11 protein-coding genes are annotated in these 16,953 nt (G+C 70.6%); 7 read left to right on the top strand and 4 right to left on the bottom strand.

The window, feature by feature from the left end; genetic code table 11:
• Positions 1–472 precede the first annotated feature (472 nt).
• The 4 genes from VLK66_RS19860 to VLK66_RS19875 all read right to left on the bottom strand — a co-directional run bounded on the left by VLK66_RS19860 (position 473) and on the right by VLK66_RS19875 (position 6,950).
• Entirely contained in the window at positions 473–1,801 is a 1,329-nt protein-coding gene (locus VLK66_RS19860; protein ID WP_325311212.1) for a RagB/SusD family nutrient uptake outer membrane protein, read from the bottom strand.
• A 45-nt stretch (positions 1,802–1,846) separates the two neighbouring features.
• On the bottom strand, positions 1,847–4,915 hold the full coding sequence (locus tag VLK66_RS19865) for a SusC/RagA family TonB-linked outer membrane protein (RefSeq protein WP_325311213.1): 3,069 nt from the start codon (positions 4,913–4,915) through the stop codon (positions 1,847–1,849).
• A gap of 545 nt (positions 4,916–5,460) precedes the next feature.
• Complete coding sequence (uvsE, locus tag VLK66_RS19870) at positions 5,461–6,408, bottom strand: UV DNA damage repair endonuclease UvsE (RefSeq protein WP_325311214.1); 948 nt, start codon at positions 6,406–6,408, stop codon at positions 5,461–5,463.
• Positions 6,409–6,581: 173 nt separating this feature from the next.
• A complete protein-coding gene (locus tag VLK66_RS19875; protein ID WP_325311215.1) occupies positions 6,582–6,950 on the bottom strand; it encodes a PAS domain-containing protein in 369 nt (122 codons plus the stop codon).
• A 209-nt stretch (positions 6,951–7,159) separates the two neighbouring features.
• Here VLK66_RS19875 and VLK66_RS19880 point away from each other — a divergent pair, with 209 nt between their 5' ends.
• From VLK66_RS19880 to VLK66_RS19910, 7 genes are all read left to right on the top strand, one after another.
• Complete coding sequence (locus VLK66_RS19880) at positions 7,160–7,750, top strand: PRC-barrel domain-containing protein (RefSeq protein WP_325311216.1); 591 nt, start codon at positions 7,160–7,162, stop codon at positions 7,748–7,750.
• Positions 7,751–7,887: 137 nt separating this feature from the next.
• On the top strand, positions 7,888–9,228 hold the full coding sequence (locus VLK66_RS19885) for an FGGY family carbohydrate kinase (RefSeq protein ID WP_325311217.1): 1,341 nt from the start codon (positions 7,888–7,890) through the stop codon (positions 9,226–9,228).
• A gap of 335 nt (positions 9,229–9,563) precedes the next feature.
• Positions 9,564–11,660 (top strand): transketolase, encoded by a 2,097-nt coding sequence (gene tkt / locus VLK66_RS19890; protein WP_325311218.1) that lies wholly within the window; start codon positions 9,564–9,566, stop codon positions 11,658–11,660.
• A 103-nt stretch (positions 11,661–11,763) separates the two neighbouring features.
• Positions 11,764–12,903, top strand: coding sequence for a transaldolase (gene tal, locus VLK66_RS19895; RefSeq protein ID WP_325311219.1), 1,140 nt, complete (start codon positions 11,764–11,766; stop codon positions 12,901–12,903).
• 983 nt (positions 12,904–13,886) lie between these two features.
• Positions 13,887–14,528: an NADPH-dependent F420 reductase gene (locus VLK66_RS19900; RefSeq protein WP_325311220.1), complete on the top strand. Its 642-nt coding sequence runs from the start codon at positions 13,887–13,889 to the stop codon at positions 14,526–14,528.
• 346 nt (positions 14,529–14,874) lie between these two features.
• Positions 14,875–16,014: an FAD-binding oxidoreductase gene (locus VLK66_RS19905; protein ID WP_325311221.1), complete on the top strand. Its 1,140-nt coding sequence runs from the start codon at positions 14,875–14,877 to the stop codon at positions 16,012–16,014.
• A 234-nt stretch (positions 16,015–16,248) separates the two neighbouring features.
• On the top strand, positions 16,249–16,734 hold the full coding sequence (locus tag VLK66_RS19910; protein ID WP_325311222.1) for a plastocyanin/azurin family copper-binding protein: 486 nt from the start codon (positions 16,249–16,251) through the stop codon (positions 16,732–16,734).
• Positions 16,735–16,953 lie beyond the last annotated feature (219 nt).

Here is a 16,953-nt window from a genome sequence, read left to right on the forward strand (position 1 = left end):
CGCTTCTCTTTACCGCAGTGCGGAAGTGCGGGAGTGCGGAAGTGCGTGGTATCGGAGAGCCGCGTTGCATCCGTGCGTTGATGACTTCGGTGCCCGCCGCGTAGCCCTCCCCCCGCGGCTGGGGCCGCGTACCCCCTCCCGATAACGGAAGGGGTAACTTCGATGGCTCCGCACGGGCGGTAGCGCACTCGTCGGACGGCTGCGTGATGCGAGGCCCGCCGGAGCATTCCCCGCGACTCCGAAGCTTCTCCCCCGGTGAGTTCTCCCCTCCCCCCCGGAGCGCGCGGAAGGGCCGGGGGGAGGGGCCAGCCAGGCGGGCACGATGCCTCCGGCCACCACCGAAAGCCCTCCACTCGCGCACTCACGCACTCACGCACTTCCGCACTTCCGCACTTCCGCACTTCATGACGAAGCCGCCGCCCCGGTTGCCCGGAGCGGCGGCTTCATCATCTGATCGCGCGGGGATCCGCCGTCAGATGTTCGGGTTGTTGTTCCGCTCCACGTTCGGCAGCGGCAGGCACCGCTGCGAGCCGTAGGTGCCGCCGGCGTGATACGCCGAACCCGGGGCCGGGCTCAGCGGCAGGTTGTAGCGGATGAGGTCGCCCAGGTGGTGGCCGTCGAGGAAGAACTCGCGCCGCCGCTGGTCGATGATCTCGGCCAGCACCTCGGCCTGCGTGGTGCCGGTGAAGGCCGGCTGCCCGCCCCGCGCGCGCTCGGCGGCGATCACCGCCAGCGCCGGGGCCAGGTCGTTGGCGCGCGCCGCCGCCTCGGCCACGATCAGCTGCGCCTCCTCGTAGCTGGCCAGCACCATCGGCGAGTCGGCCTGCGTGTACTTCTTCTGCAGCCACTGCTCCACGCCGGTCACCGTCCGCCCGATCCCGCCGGGGCCCGTGCCGGCCACCGAGTCCACCGGCACCCGCGGGTCGTTCAGCCGGCGGTACAGCGGCCCCACCGTGACCGAGGTCGACACGCCGCTGCCCACCTGGCGGTTCTCGGCCCACAGCTTGTTCTGCCGCAGCGAGTTGGAGGCCGAGGCGGTGATCTGGTACTTGAAGCCGGCAGGAACCAGCGCCGCGTCGGCCCGGGCCGCGGCGTAGCTGCCCAGGTCCAGCTCCGCCCGCGCCCGCCCCACCCGCGCCAGGTTGGCCAGGCTGTTGGCGCTGGCCCCCGCGGCCGCGGCCGCGGCCAGCGCGGTGTTGAAGCGGTCGATGGCCGCGGTGAGGATCTCGGTGGGCGTCAGCTCGTTGCCGTAGACGGGGTTCCCCGCGTCGTCCAGCTGGCTGATGGTGCCCGAGCAGAAGCCCTCGCCCATCATCACCAGCGCGTAGCCGGCCACGGCGGCCGCCTGCGCGATCTTGGCCTGGCGGCCGGGCACCTGCGCGTCGGTCCACGAGGTCAGGTGGCGCAGCAGCTGGTCGGCGCTGGCGCGCGCCTTCTGCAGCGGGCCGTACACGCCCAGCGCGTCGCAGCTCTGCACCTGGTAGCGGCGGTCGGCCGCGGTCATGCTTCGCTGGTCGTACGGGAAGCGGTCGGCGGTCTGCGTGCCGTCCTGCAGCTCGTCGCCGATCAGCCCGCTCATCACCGCGTAGGCGCCGGCCGCGCACTCGAAGTCGCCCACCACGCCGTTCAGCAGGATCTGCGCGTTGGCGGGGTCGTTCTCGAAGGGCTCGGCCACGATGCGGTTGCTGGTCTCCACGTCGAGCGCGTCCTTGCAGGCGGGGAGCGCCGCCAGCAGCACGGCCCCCGCGGCGGCAAGCGCCCGCCACGGGGCGCCGCGCGCCGTTCTCCGGGTTGGTTTCATCGTCTCACCCTTCCGGTTCGTTGTCGTTCGCATGGGGGGCCGCCGCTAGAACGTGAGGTTCAGCGACACGATCCACGAAGTCAGCTGCGGCAGCGTGGTCTGCTCGAACGCGCCGAAGTTGCCGCCGCGGGTGCCGCCCAGGAACATGGCCTCGGGCTCGAGCCCCGGGTAATTGGTCCAGGTCGCCAGGTTGCGCCCCGCCAGCGACAGGCTGGCGCGCTGCGCGCCGGCGCGCCGGGCCAGCAGCTCGGGAAGCGCGTAGGTGAGCGACACCTCGCGCAGCTTGGCGAAGCTGGCGTCCTGGATCAGGAAGTCCACCAGGTTGCGGCTGCTCTGGATCTGCGCGATGCGCACCGGGTCGAAGCGCGCGGGATAGTAGTTCTCCTCGCAGCGTCCGAAGAAGGTGCAGCGCACGCGGGTGTTGCCGTCGACCTTCTTCATCCCCGTCTTGAAGTCCAGCAGCCCGTACACCCGCCAGTTGCGGAACAGCGTGAGCGTGGAGCTGAACGCCCCCTCCACCTTGGGCAGCGAGCGCCCCAGGAACACGTTGGGCGCGTCGTCGGCGGTGCCGTAGCGGCCGTCGGCGCCGGTGCACAGCATCGACCCGCCGTCGCCGTTGTCGCACATCACGTTGGTGGCCTGACCCGCCGCGTTCAGCTCGGCCGAGAGCACGCGCTGCTCGAAGAACGAGCCGATGGCGTACCCCTCGCGGTGCTCCAGGAAGCTCCCAGCCGTCACCGAGGTGAGCCCCGGAAGGCCCAGCGTGACGATGCGGTTGGAGTTGGTGGCCACCGACAGGTTCAGGTCCAGCCCCACGTTGCGCCGGTCCACCGGACGGCCGCGCGCCGAGAGCTCCCATCCCCAGTTCTTCACCTGGCCGGCGTTGAAGAACTGCGTGCCGAAGAAGCCGATGGACGGCGCGATCTCGCGCTCCAGGATGGCCCCCTCGACCCGCTTGTTGTAGTAGGTCACCTCGATCCCGGCGCGGTCGTCCAGGAAGCCGGCGTCGAAGCCCAGCTCCAGCTCCTTGCCGCGCTCCGGCCCCAGCGTCGCGTTCCCCAGGAACTGCGGCGTCACCGCCGGCTGGTCGCCGGTGCCGATGGCGGGGGCGAAGGTGCGCTGCGCCGCGAAGGTGGGCGGCTGCTTCCCGGCCTCGCCGTACGCGGCGCGGAGGAGAAGCGTGTTCAGGAAGGGGAGGTGGAAGAACGGCTCTTCGCTCACCACCCAGCTGGCGCTGGCCTTCGGGTAATAGACGCGATCGAAGTCGGTGCCGAACGCGCTGTTGTCGTCGGTGCGCAGCCCGAAGGTGAAGAACAGGCGGTCGTTCCACCCCAGCTGCTCCTGCCCGAAGAAGCCCAGCTCGGCGTTCTCCAGCGAGTACTCGTTGTTCACCCGCGACGAGGTGGTCGCGTCGATCGCGGTGAGCCCCGGCGCGGGGAACACCTCGCCGTAGGCGTAGACGGTGTCGCCCTTCGTGCGGTAGTACTGCCCGCCGAAGGTGGTCTTGCTGGTGAGCCGCGGAGTCAGGTCGAACGACGCGGTCCCCGAGTAGTCGATGGTGCGGTAGCGGATGTCGCCGTTGGTGATCTCCTTGGACCCCAGCGCCTCGGACCCGAACACCGGGTTGGAGATGAGCGAGTCGATGCGCGGCAGGAACGTGATGTTGTCCTCGCGGGTGAAGTCGGCCCCCACGCTCAGGCGGTGCTGGAACCAGCCGAACGGGCGGTGGTTCACCTGCAGCGACCCGATGAAGCGGTTGATCCCCTGCGAGAAGTTGTACAGCGCGTCGTACTCCTCGGGGGTGCCGCTGTGGAAGCCGCGCTGGTGCGCGAGCGCCCCCACGGTGTTGGAGGGCGAGGCGAGCACGGTGGACCACACGCGCCCGCCGAAGCCCGCCTCGGCCGACAGATGGGTGAGCCCGTTGGTGTACCCCATCCCCGCGTCGAAGCTGAGCCTGGGGTTGGGCGCCACCGTCAGGTTCAGGCGCGTGGTGTAGCGGCGCGTGTCGTTGCTGGCCTCGGCCCCCTGGCCGTTCTCGTACCCGCCCGAGGCGTAGTAGCGGAACTTGTCGGTCCCGCCGCTCACCGCCAGGTCGTACTGCTGCTGGTGGCCGGTGCGGAAGATGGGGGTGCCGCGCGCGTTCTCGCGCTCCACGATGTCGAAGGGCACGGTGTCGAGGGTGCGCGACGCGGTGGGCGCGGCCGCGGGGATGGGGCCCCAGTTCACCCAGAAGCGCCCCTCGGGGTTCGACAGGAAGTTGGCGCCCTGGCGCACGTTCACGCTCCACTGCGTGCCGCCGCCCGTCGAGCCCTTCTTGGTGATGATCTGGATCACCCCGTTGGAGGCCTCGGTGCCGTACAGCGTGGCCGCCGCGGGCCCGCGCAGCACCTCGATGCTCTGGATGTCCTCGGGGTTGATGTCGTTGATGCGGCTGATGGTGCTGGACCCGAACGCCTGGTTGGCGGGGCCGGTGGCCGCGGTGGAGTTGATGCGCACGCCGTCGACGTAGACGAGCGGCTCGTTGCTGAGGCTGAACGAGCTGGCGCCGCGGATGCGGATGCGGGCGCCGGTGCCCACCGCGCCGGTGCCGGGCTGGATGACCACGCCGGGGGCGCGGCCGTTCAGCAGGCTCTGCACGCTGGTGATGGGCGCCTCGCGGGTGACCTGGGCGGCGTCGATGCGGCCCACGGCGTTGCCCAGCGCGCGGCGCTCGGTGGGCACGCCGGTGCCGGTGACCACCACCGCGTTCAGGGCGATGGCGCTCTCGTTCAGCTCCAGGCGCACGCCGGTGTCGCCCACGCGGGCGGTGCGGGTGGCGCCCTGGTAGCCCAGCGTGGTGGCGCGCAGCGTGACCTCGGTGCCGCTCAGGCCGCCGATGCGGAAGCGGCCGGCGGCGTCGGTCACGGCGCGCCGGTCGGTGCCCTGGACGGCCACCTGCGCGCCGGCCAGCGGGCGGTTGCTGCCGGCGGCCACCACGGTGCCGCCGACCTCGCCCGTCTGGGCGGCGGCGGGGCGCGCGGCGGCCGGCAGCGCCAGCAGCAGCGCAACGGCCGCCGCCAGGCGGCGGAGCGTCCACGCGGCGCCGGGCGGTTCCGAACGCGTGGCAGGTTTCATTGGGGGTCCTCCTGGTTGGGTGAGCAATCGGCGCCGCGCCGCGGGGGCGGGCGCCGGGTCACGCGCGCGCCGTGCGGGGCGCGCGCGGGGTGAACAATGCGGAAATGGAGCGGGTGCGTGGCGGTGCTCCGGTGTGGCGAGAGTGGAAAAACGGGGCGGAGGTTGGCGCCGGGGCGGGCCCGGGTTGGGGCGGTGGATCTCCGAATTTTACAGGGGGTCACTGGCGAAGGTAGTTTGGGCCCCTTCGGTTCGCAAGCATGACGAAACCGGCGTTCGCCGCCGGGATGCGGAGGGGTGGGACCGCGGAGGGAATTGAAAAAAGCACTACGAAAGTACGGAAGTACGGAAGTACGAAACCACGGCCGGCGTCATGAATCCGGCCCATGCGAAGATGCCGCGGATTCGCCACGAGGACCGTGCGCCAGTCGCGGAGCGACTTTGTGCCGTTGTTGCCCCCGAATTCCATTCGGGGTGGAGCGCCAGCCTTCACCAGCCTTCACCAGCCTTCACCAGCCTTCACCCCCCACACCCGCCTTCACCGCCTTTCACCCCCCTTCCGCCGGCCACAGCCGCAGCCTGGCCATGTCCGCGCGGAGCTTGAGGAGCGCGGCGTCCTTCATCTTCGCCTCCAGCATCACGTCGAACGGGGTGGGGCCGGCCTCGCGGAGGAAGTTGGCGAACTCCCACGGGTTCACGTAGTCGGCGTGCTGGGAAAGGAGCGGCGGGGCCGTCACCTCCTTCTTGTTCTTGATCACCACCCGTGAATCCATCTTCGGCGAGGAGAAGTGCACCTTCGGCGTCACCTCCGCCGGCCAGGTGGCCAGGGCGGCGCGGACGGCGTCGCGCATCGTCATCGTCCCCGGGTTCAGGAGGTGGTGCTGGTGGTCGAAGATGAGGCGCACGCCGGTCATCTCGTGCACGCGCAGGCAATCCTGCACGGTGTAGATGGTTTCGTCGTTCTCGATCACCAGCCGCCGCCGGCCGGATTCGGAGAGGCGGGGAAAGTTCTCCGCGAATCGCGCCATCGCCGACGGCTTGTCGCCGTACGAGCCGCCCAGGTGGAGGATGACGACCGCCTCGGGGCCCTGCTCCATCGCGTCGAGCAGTTCGGCCTGCGCGTTCACGTCGGCGATGCCCTTGGCGTTGATGGCGGGGTCCTGCGCGCTCAGCAGCACGTACTGCGAGGGGTGCAGCGACAGCCGGATCCCCCGCTCGCGGGCGATGCGGCCCAACTCGCCCAGCCCCGTGCGGCACTCGGAGATCTGGCCGTGAAACTGGGGCAGGTCCGGGTGCGTGCAGTAGGGGACGAAGTCGGACGAGATGCGGTACATCCGCACGTCGATCTCGTCGAGGTAGTCCAGGATCTGGTGCAGGTACTCCATCGACGTGCGCAGGTGCGGCCCGGTCTGCCACCGCCGCGCGTCGTTGCTCTTCAATCCCTCCCTCCCCGCCACCTTCACCGCGAACCCCAGCCGCCGCTCGACCGCGATCATCGCATCACCCATATGAATGGAAAAGGTCCTAAGTCCTAAGTCCCAAGTCCCAAGTGAGTTATGAAGACCGCCGCCCGGTTCGCCACTCAGCACTCAGCACTCAGCACTCAGCACTTGGGACTTAGGACTTAGGACTTAGGACTTAGGACTTAGGACTTAGCACTCGTCGTTCATCACGGCCTCTCCACACACACCCACACCGTCTCCGTGCTGGCGCTGTAGAACATCGAGATCACCACGTTCTTCCGGCGCCCGTCGCGGAACCGGAAGACATAGTCGAACACCGTGTGCAGGCTCTTCTTCTCCACCCCCTCCACGAAGCGGCCGTGGAACTCCTGCACCCTGGTGCACGGCGCCACCTCGTCGAAGAAGTTCTTCCCCAGCGCGTCGTCCTTGGCCACGCGGGCCAGTGCCGACTCGGTCTGGTTGAACTTCAGCACCTTGCCGTCCGGCGCCAGCTGGATCATCCCCACGGGAAGGGTGTCGAGCTCGGTCTCGGACAGCACGTCGGCTTTCTCCAGGACTCCGGCGGTTGCCTGCATGGGGTTCTCCCGATCGTGATTGGAAGCTCAGGGCGATGACGCCACGACGCTCGGAAACCTACGCTCCTGTCCAATGTTTGTCAAAGGATGGGGATGGACATCGAAAAACGGGGAGACGCGGGGGATGGAACCCGTTTTGCTTGTTCGGCTTCCTCCGCGCGCGCCGCCCCGGCGCGCTCGGGCGCCACACCGAACCCGGGGATGCGCCGATGAGCAACGACGACCTGGACCGCGTGGTCCCGCTGGACGAGCTCGACGACTTCCGCGTGTCGCGCGACGACCCCGATCCGCGCGGGTGGGAGGTGGTGGCGGCGGACGGCCGCAAGATCGGCGAGGTCGACGAGCTGCTGGTGGACACCGGGGCCATGAAGGTGCGCTACCTCGATGTCGATCTGGACGACGAGATGGTGGCCGGCGAGCACGACCGCCACGTGCTGGTGCCCATCGGCTACGCGCGGCTGGACCGCGACCACGACCGCGTGATCGTGGACGAGATCACCTCCGCCGACCTGCGCGCGATCCCGGCGTACGACCACGGCCCCATCACCCGCGACTTCGAGACCTCGGTGCGCGACAGCTGGCGGCGCGACCGCGGCGACCGGCAGCGCTTCGCGGCGGCGGATGCGGACGGCGCCCCATCAAGGGAGATGCGCGCGGAGGCGCAGGATGACTTCTACTCCGACGACTCGTTCGACGAGACGGGGTTCTGGGCCGCGCGGCGCGCCACCGGCCTGGGCGGCGCGCTGGGCGACATCGGCAACGACCCCGGTTACCCGCGCGACCTCGGCGGCCGCTCGTAGCCCGGCATCCCCATGACTCACGCGGAGACGCGAAGGCGCGGAGGCGTTTGCCCCGCTCCTCCGCGTCTCCGCGTCTCCGCGCCTGGTCCCGCCTTGCCGGGCTCTCGCCGCGGGGCCGGACCGCGTAGATTGCCGGGATGAGCAAACGCCACGTGCTGGCGATGGACATCGGCTCCTCCTCCGTGCGCGCGCAGGTGTACGACGCGCGCGGCCGGGCGGCGGGCGCGGGGGCGCAGGTGCCGGTGCGCTGGCGCACGCACCCGCGCGGCGCCATGGAGGCCGACGCGGACACGCTCGTGCGCGCCGCGCTCACCGCGCTGGACCGCGCGACGAAGGCCGCGCGCGCCGCGAAGCTGGAGATCGCCGCCGTCGCGATCGACACCTTCTGGCACGGGGTGATGGGGGTCGATGCGGACGGCCGCACGCTCACGCCGCTCTACGCCTGGGGCGACACGCGCGCGCGGGACGCCGCCGCGCGGCTGCGGGAGCGGGTGGACGCGGAGGCGGCGCACGGCCGCACCGGGTGCTTCGTGCACGAGAGCTACCCGGCCGCCAAGCTGGTCTGGCTGCGCCAGATGTTGGGCGATACCTTCCCGCGCGCCGCGGCCTGGCTCTCCATCGGCGAGCACCTGGGCGAGCGGCTGTCCGGCGTCCGCCGCACCTCGCTGTCGATGGCCTCGGCGACCGGATTGCTGGACGTGCGCGAGTGCCGGTGGGACGCGGAGATGCTGGCCGCGTGCGGCATCACCGGGGCCCATCTCCCCGAGCTTTCCGACGAGCCGGTACGCGGGCTCCTCCCGCCGTTCGCCAGGCGCTGGCCGGAGCTGGCCGGGGTCCCCTGGTTCCCCGCGCTGGGCGACGGCGCCTGCGCCACCGTCGGCAGCGGCGCGGCGAAGCCCGGCCGCCTGGCGCTGACGGTGGGGACGAGCGCCGCCGTCCGCGTGCTGCGCGAGGACGCGGAGCCGCGCGTCCCGGACGGCCTCTGGCTCTACCGGGTGGACGCGCGGCGGACCGTGGCGGGGCGCGCCATCTCCAACGGCGGCAACACCTTCGCCTGGCTGCGCCGCACGCTCCGCCTCCCGCGCCCCGACCGCCTGGAGGCCATGCTCGCGTCCGCCGCCGACGAGCCGGCGCCGCATCTCCGGGCCATCCCCACCCTGCTGGGCGAGCGCCCGCCGCTCTCCGAGCGGGGCGAGGCCGCCACCTTCGCGGGGATGACGATGGACACCACGCCCGTCGACCTCTGGCGCGCGTGGCTGTGGGCGGTGGCGGGGCGGGTGGCGGACGCGGTCGCCGCGGTGGAGGGCGAGTACGGGCGCGCGGACGAGATCGTGGCCAGCGGCGGCGCGCTGCACGCATCGGCGTCGTTCCGCCGCATCCTCGAGCGCGCGCTCGGCCGCCCCATCACCCTGCGCGACGATGGCAACGACACCGCCCGCGGCGCCGCCCTCGTCGCGCTGGAGCGCATCCGCGGCTGAGCCGGCGCCGCGCGCGGGTGTCCGCGCCGCGGCGCCATTCTCGCAGGCGGCGGAAGAGCGGAGCGGCCAGGCCGGGGAAGGCGAATGAATTCGCGGCAACAACTGCCCGAAGTCCGCCTTCGCGGACTCCCTTTCCGGCATCGTGGCTCGCCTCGAAGCCTGGCTGCACCCAACCCTCTCCCGTTATCGGGAGAGGGTGGCGAGCCTGAGCGAGCCGGGTGAGGGCTGCGATGTGGAGGGAACGCGCCGGCATGCAGTGCTCACGCTGAGTGCAAGTCACCCCCGGCCGCGATTTCGAGCAGGGACGCACCACAACCTTTCAACCAGACCGATCGATGTCCGACGGACGGCCGTACGGCGGCGACCTGGACCAGCTCTGCATCAACACCATCCGCACCCTGTCGATGGACGCGGTGCAGAAAGCCAACTCCGGCCACCCGGGCACGCCCATGGCGCTGGCCCCGCTGGCCTACGTCATCTGGACGCGCCACCTGCGCCACAATCCCCGCGACCCGAAGTGGATCGACCGCGACCGGTTCATCCTTTCCGCCGGGCACGCGTCCATGCTGCTGTACTCCATGCTCTACCTCACCGGCTACGGGCTGGAGCTGGACGACCTGAAGAACTTCCGCCAGTGGGAGAGCAAGACCCCCGGCCACCCCGAGTACGGCCTCACCGTCGGCGTGGAGACCACCACCGGGCCGCTGGGGCAGGGGTTCGCCAACGGCGTGGGGATGGCGATGGCCGAGGCGCACATCGCGGCGCAGTTCAACACGCCCGAGCACAAGCCCATCGACCATCACGTCTACGCCATCTGCTCCGACGGCGACCTGATGGAGGGCGTGGCCAGCGAGGCGGGATCGATCGCCGGCCATCTCCAGCTCGGCAAGCTCATCTACTTCTGGGACGACAACAAGATCACCATCGAGGGCTCCACCGACCTGGCCTTCACCGAGGACCTGCTGCAGCGCTTCGCCGGCTACGGCTGGCACACCGACCGCGTGGAAGACGTGAACGACCTGGAGGCCCTCGACGCCGCCATCCGCCGCGCCAAGGAGGACCCGCGCCCGTCGATGATCGCGGTGCGCACGGTCATCGGCTACGGCTCGCCCAACCGCGCGGGGAGCGAAAAGGCGCACGGCGAGGCGCTGGGCGAGGAAGAGGTGAAGCTCTCCAAGCAGCAGCTGGGCTGGCCCACCACCGACACCTTCTGGGTGCCGGACGAGGCGCTCCGGCACATGCGGCAGGCGGGGGAGAAGGGCCAGCAGATGCAGGATGAGTGGAAGCGGCGCTACGACGCCTTCGCCGCCGCCGAGCCGGAGCTGGCCAAGCGGCTGGAGGACGCGCTCGCCCGCCGCCTGCCGGAGGGGTGGGACGCGGACATCCCGACCTGGAGCAAGGACGACAAGCCGCTCGCCACGCGCGCCGCCTCGGGGAAGGCGATCAACGCGATCGCCCGGCACGTTCCCTGGCTGATGGGCGGCTCGGCAGACCTGGCCGGCTCCAACAACACGCACATCGACGGCGTGGGGGACTTCGAGCCGCAGTCGTACGACGGGCGCAACCTGCACTTCGGCGTGCGCGAGCACGCCATGGGCTCGCTGATGAACGGGATGACGCTGCACGGCGGGGTGCGCGTGTACGGCGGCACCTTCCTCATCTTCAGCGACTACATGAAGCCGCCGGTGCGCCTGGCCGCGCTCATGGAGCAGCCCACCCTCTACATCTACACCCACGACTCCGTCGGCCTGGGCGAGGACGGCCCCACGCACCAGCCCATCGAGCAGCTGGCCTCGCTGCGCGCCGTTCCCGGGCTGGTGGACCTGCGCCCCGGCGACGCGAACGAAACCGCCGAAGCGTGGCGCTTCGCGATGGAGTACACCGAGGGCCCGGTCTTCATGGCGCTCACCCGGCAGGGGCTCCCCATCGTCGACCGCGCGGTGTTCGGCGCCGCGTCCGGGCTGCGCAAGGGCGCCTACGTCCTGGCCGAGGCGGAAGGCGAGCTGCGGGCGATCCTCATCGCCACCGGGAGCGAGGTGAGCGTGGCGATGGAGGCGCGCGAGCAGCTGCAGGCGGAGGGGATCGGCACGCGCGTGGTGAGCATGCCAAGCTGGACGCTCTTCTCGCGCCAGCCGCGGGAGTACCAGGACGAGGTGCTGCCGCCGGAGATCGATGCGCGCGTGGCCGTGGAGGCCGCCTCGCCGATGGGGTGGGAGCGGTGGGTGGGCCGCGCCGGCCGCGTGGTCGGCATCAGCCACTTCGGCGCCAGCGCCCCGGCGAAGGAGATCTTCAAGCAGCTCGGCTTCAGCGCGGACAACGTCGCCGCGAAGGCGAAGGAAGCGCTCGGTATCGCCAGCGGCGAGGGCGAGGAAGCCGGCCTGGCCGCGGCGGGGCCGACGAAGGAAGGAACGGACGAAGGAAAACAGTCCTGAGTCCCCAGTGCTAAGTCCTAAGTGAACTGCTTTCCACTTAGGACTTGGGACTCAGGACTCAGGACTTCTGTTCAGCTGTACCCTAACCAAAGGACGGTCACCGATGTCCGAAAACACCAGCCGCCTCCACTCCCTGCACGAGCAGGGACAGAGCGTGTGGCTCGACTACATCCGCCGCGGAATCATCGAGAACGGCGAGCTGGAGGAGATGATCCGCAAATACGACCTGCGCGGCGTGACCTCCAACCCGTCGATCTTCGAGGAGGCGATCGGGAAGAGCGACGACTACGACGACGCGATGGAGACCTTCGCCGCCGAGGGAACCGAGGCGGGCGAGGCGTTCGAGCGCATCGCGGTGGAGGACATCCAGAACGCGTGCGACATCTTCCGCCCCGTGTACGACGCGGCGGGCGGGCACGACGGGATGGTGTCGATCGAGGTGTCGCCGCTGCTGGCCGACGACACGCAGCGCACGCTGGACGAGGCGCGCAAGCTGTGGAAGCTGGTGGACCGCCCCAACGTGATGGTGAAGATCCCCGGCACCGACGAGGGGATCGGCGCCATCGAGGAGGCGCTGTCGGAGGGGATCAACATCAACATCACCCTGCTCTTCTCGCTGCGCGGCTACGAGGCGGTGATGGAGGCGTTCCTGCGCGCGATGGAGCGCCGCGCCGAGGCCGGCCAGCCGCTGGACCACGTGGCCTCGGTCGCCTCGTTCTTCGTCTCGCGCGTGGACAGCGCGGTGGACGCGGAGCTGGAGAAGATCGTCGCGGAGGGAGGCGCCAACGCCGAGAAGGCGAAGTCGGTGATGGGGCGCGCGGCCATCGCCAACGCGAAGATGGCGTACGCGCGCTTCCTCCAGGTGTTCAGCGGCGAGCGGTGGGAGCGGCTGAAGGCGAAGGGCGCGCACGTGCAGCGGCCGCTCTGGGCCAGCACGTCGACCAAGAACCCGGCGTACCGCGACGTGATCTACGTGGAGGAGCTGATCGGGCCCGACACCGTGAACACCATGCCGCTGGCCACCATCCAGGCCTTCGCCGACCACGGTGAGGCGCGCCGCACGGTGGACCTGGAGATGGACCGCGCGCGCGGGGAGCTGGCCACGCTGCAGGAGCTCGGCATCGACCTGGACGCGGTGACGGAGCGGCTGCAGGTGGAGGGCGTCGAGAAATTCGCGAAGTCGTTCCATCAAATGATCAAGACGGTGGACGAGAAGCTGACGCGGGTGGCCCAGGAGACCTGACCGGCGGCGCGGGACTTTTCCGCACGCGGATCGCTCCCCGGCACCCTTTGCCGGGGAGCGATTTCGTTTTGCGCATCCATCCCGCATCTCCCGGATCCCGCCTTCGCGCGGCGGCCGCGGACCGGCGTCCAGCGCCTCCGCGGCGTGTCACTCCCGTCCACATGGGGCCGCGGGTGGGACATGAACATGCGGCGCGGGTGTCACGACCGGACGGCCGCGCCCCACATCCTGCCGGAAACGACTGGTTAGGGAGACAATCCGTAACATGCGCCGCCACATCGGGTTCGCGCCGATTGAGACGTTCCGCGTACGAATCGGCATACAATCTGCAACACTCACGCGTCGCAGATTATCGGGAACAATTTCATCCGCAGCAGTTTCATTCGCACGGCCGTTCATCCGCGGGGCTTCTTTTCCAGCAGCAGCGCCGCCAGCGGTCCGCAGGGCCCAGCAGCACACAGATCCGCCGCCGGGAGCAGGTCCACGGGTTCGGCCTCTTGATGCGCCGGACATCGTCGCCCGTCACAGGTACGCAGGCTCAGCCCGCCGTCCCCGTGGCCGCCCGGCAGATCATGGCCGTAACGACAATTGCACGCAGTTCCATTCATCTGGCGGCGACACACCAGGGCCGGAGCAGGTTCGCGGGCCGATTCGATGCGCAGGTCCACGACGTACGCAGGTGACAATGCTGATCGGTTGATGCGTGACCCGCCGGCCTGCCCGGCCTGGCGCGCCGGGCCGGCTCCCCACCAGGGAGTCGGCCCGGTGCCGTTTGGGGGAGATCGACGGGATCCGTGAACCCGAAAATGCGAGTGAACTCGCGGCTACGACGGCACGCAGTCCGCCTTCGCGGACTCGGTTCGGCGCAGGGAGAGGCGGCGGGGCGCATCCCCATCTCCGGATCATCATCTTGCCGAGAGATCAGTGGTGGCGCACCTTTTCGGCATCTCCCCCCCTGAATTCCCCTGGACGGCAGACGCGAGATGAAGATCGGCATCCTGGGCACCGGCGTGGTGGGGCAGTCGCTCGGGCTCGGCTTCGCGGGGCGCGGGCACGAGGTGATGATGGGCTCGCGCGATCCCGGCAGCGACAAGGTGCGCGAGTGGGCGGCGAAGGCGGGCGGGCGCGCGTCGGCCGGAACCTTCGCCCAGGCGGCGGCGTTCGGCGAGATCGCGGTGCTGGCGACGGCGTGGAGCGGGACGGAAAGCGCGCTGCAGCTCGCCGGCGCGGAGAACCTGGCGGGCAAGGTGGTGATCGACGTCACCAACCCGCTCGACTTCTCCACCGGCGCGCCGCGGCTGGCGCTGGGGTTCGGCGACTCGGGCGGCGAGCAGGTGCAGCGCTGGCTTCCCGGCGCGAAGGTGGTGAAGGCGTTCAACATCATCACCGCGGGGGAGATGGTGGACCCCGACTTCCCCTGCGGCCCGCCGACGATGTTCATCTGCGGCAACGACGACGGCGCGAAGCACGCCGTGGCCGGCATCTGCACCGACTTCGGCTGGGAGATCGTGGAGACCGGCGGCATCGACGGCGCGCGCCTGCTGGAGCCGCTGGCGATGCTCTGGATCGTGCACGGCATCCGCACCGGCGCGTGGACGCACGCGTTCAAGCTGCTGCGGAAGTAGGTGCGGGAGTGCGGGAGTGCGTGAGTGCGTGCGATGTCGAAGCATCGGCGCGACCGGAGCCAATCCCGCGCACACAACATCCGACGTCATCCTGAGGCCGGCCACACCGATGCTGAACCCTCACTGATGCTGGCAGGCCGAAGGATCTATAATCCGACGTCGCCACATCGCATCGGACGCGCTCTGGCATGGGGTGAGAGTCGCCGCCACGCATCTTTGCGACTCCGCAACGCAGTGCCGGAACTAGCGATAGATCCTTCGGCCTGCCGGCATTCGGGCAGGACGAGGTCGGCGTGGCCGGCCTCAGGATGACGTCTACTCTGCTTTTTTCATCCCCGAGAGTCACGTGACTGATACCGAGATTGCCGCGCGGAACACGCCGGTGTGGGACGACGGGAGCTGGGCGGGGCTGCCGCGGCTGGAGGACGACGTCACCGCCGACGTGTGCGTGGTGGGGCTGGGCGGGTCGGGGCTCACCTGCATGGGCGAGCTGCGGCGGATGGGCGTGAGCGTCGTGGGCGTGGACGCGGGGATGGTCGCGGGCGGGGCGGCGGGGCGAAACGGCGGGTTCCTGCTGGCCGGCGCGTACGAGTTCTACCACGACGCGGTCGCGGCGTACGGGCGGGAGCGCGCGCTGACCATCTACCGCACCACGCTCGCCGAGGTCGACCGCATCACCGCGGAGACGCCGGACGCGGTGCGGCGCGTGGGCTCGCTCCGCATCGCCGCGGACGACGAGGAGGTGGCGGACTGCCGCGCGCAGCTGGCCGCCATGCGAGCGGACGGGCTGGCCGTGGAGTGGTACGAGGGCGCGGAGGGCACCGGGCTGCTCATCCCCTCCGACGGCGCGTTCAATCCCCTGCTCCGCTGCCGCACCCTGGCGCTCCGGCTGGCGGATGCGGGCGCGCGGCTGTTCGAGCACTCGCCCGCGACCGAGCTGCGCGCGGGCGAGGTGCGCACGCCGGGCGGACGCGTGCGCTGCGGTCGCGTGATCGTGGCCGTCGACGGGCGGCTGGAGCAGCTGGTGCCCGCGCTGGCCGGGCGCGTCCGCACCGCGCGGCTGCAGATGGTGGCGACGGCGCCGCTCCCGGAGATCCGCTTCCCGCGTCCCTGCTACATGCGCTGGGGATACGAGTGGTGGCAGCAGCTTCCGGACGGCCGCATCGCCCTGGGCGGCTTCCGCGACCGCGGCGGCGACCCGGAGTGGACGCACCACGCCGAGCCGGGCGACGTGGTGCAGGAGATGATCGATCACTTCCTGCGCGGCACCCTCGGCGTCGACGCGCCCATCACCCACCGCTGGGCCGCGCCCGTCGGCTACACGGAAGACGGGCTGCCGGTGCTGGACGAGGTGGAGCCCGGCGTCTGGGCGCTCGGCGGGTACAGCGGCACCGGCAACGTCATCGGGGCGCTCTGCGGCCGCGCCGCGGCGCAGCTCGCAGTCACCGGCGCGTCGGAGCTGCGCCCGCTGTTCGTCTCCGCGTAGATCGGAATCTTGACGTAAGCAGACGAACGCATCGGCGGGCGAGAGAGGCATCTCTCGCCCGCCGCTTTTCATCTGCCGACCACCGCCAAGACACGATCTCCGCTCTGCAAGCTCGCGTCGGGATCATCCCCACGCAGGTGCGGGGGAATCCGGATGGACCGGCTCCGCGGGGATGGCCACATTCGGCGGCGACGGACGAGACCGCCCACTCCCTTCTCGATGACGAGGACTTCGATGCAGCACGGGAACCTGCTGGCCGTCGCCGCGCTCGGCGTCTTGCTGCTCGCGGCGGCGTGCGGCGGCGGGAGGGACAGCGTGGATGGCGATGCCCCCGCGGACACCGCTCAGGCGGCGGCTCCCGCGCCAGCGGCGAGCTCCGGGCCCGTCGCCCTCGGGACGCCGGGGGAGGGGAACGGCCGGGTGATCGAGATCAAAATGATCACCGACGAGCAGGGAAACCGCTTCGAGCCGAACGCCGTCAGCGCGAAGGAGCACGACGTGCTACGCTTCACGCTGGTGTCCGGCGGCGGCGTGCACAACGTGAGCTTTCCGGCCGCGCGGAACCCCGGCGTGCAGGGACTTCCCGCCCCCAGCGAGCTGATGCAGGCGGCGGGGCAGACGAAGGAGTACGTCGTGGGGCTGAAGCCCGGCTCGTACTACTTCCAGTGCGATCCCCACGCCGCGCTGGGGATGACCGGCACGCTGAACGTCGGCGCGTAGCCGGAGCACGGCCACAACACTCCCGCCCCTTGGATCGGCCGGTTCGGACGCATGGATCCGCCCTGCGAAGCACGCACGCAGCACCGGGCCCCGCGGCGCCATGCCGGCGGGGCCCGTGCCATTTCGTCTCCCCGGCCTGCGCTCGTGCGCGTGGACGATGCGGGACGGCGGGGTTACTTTGTCGCGCGTGAACGCACCCGATCTCCGCCCGCGGCGGCG

The organism is Longimicrobium sp. (assembly GCF_035474595.1).
Lineage (GTDB): Bacteria > Gemmatimonadota > Gemmatimonadetes > Longimicrobiales > Longimicrobiaceae > Longimicrobium.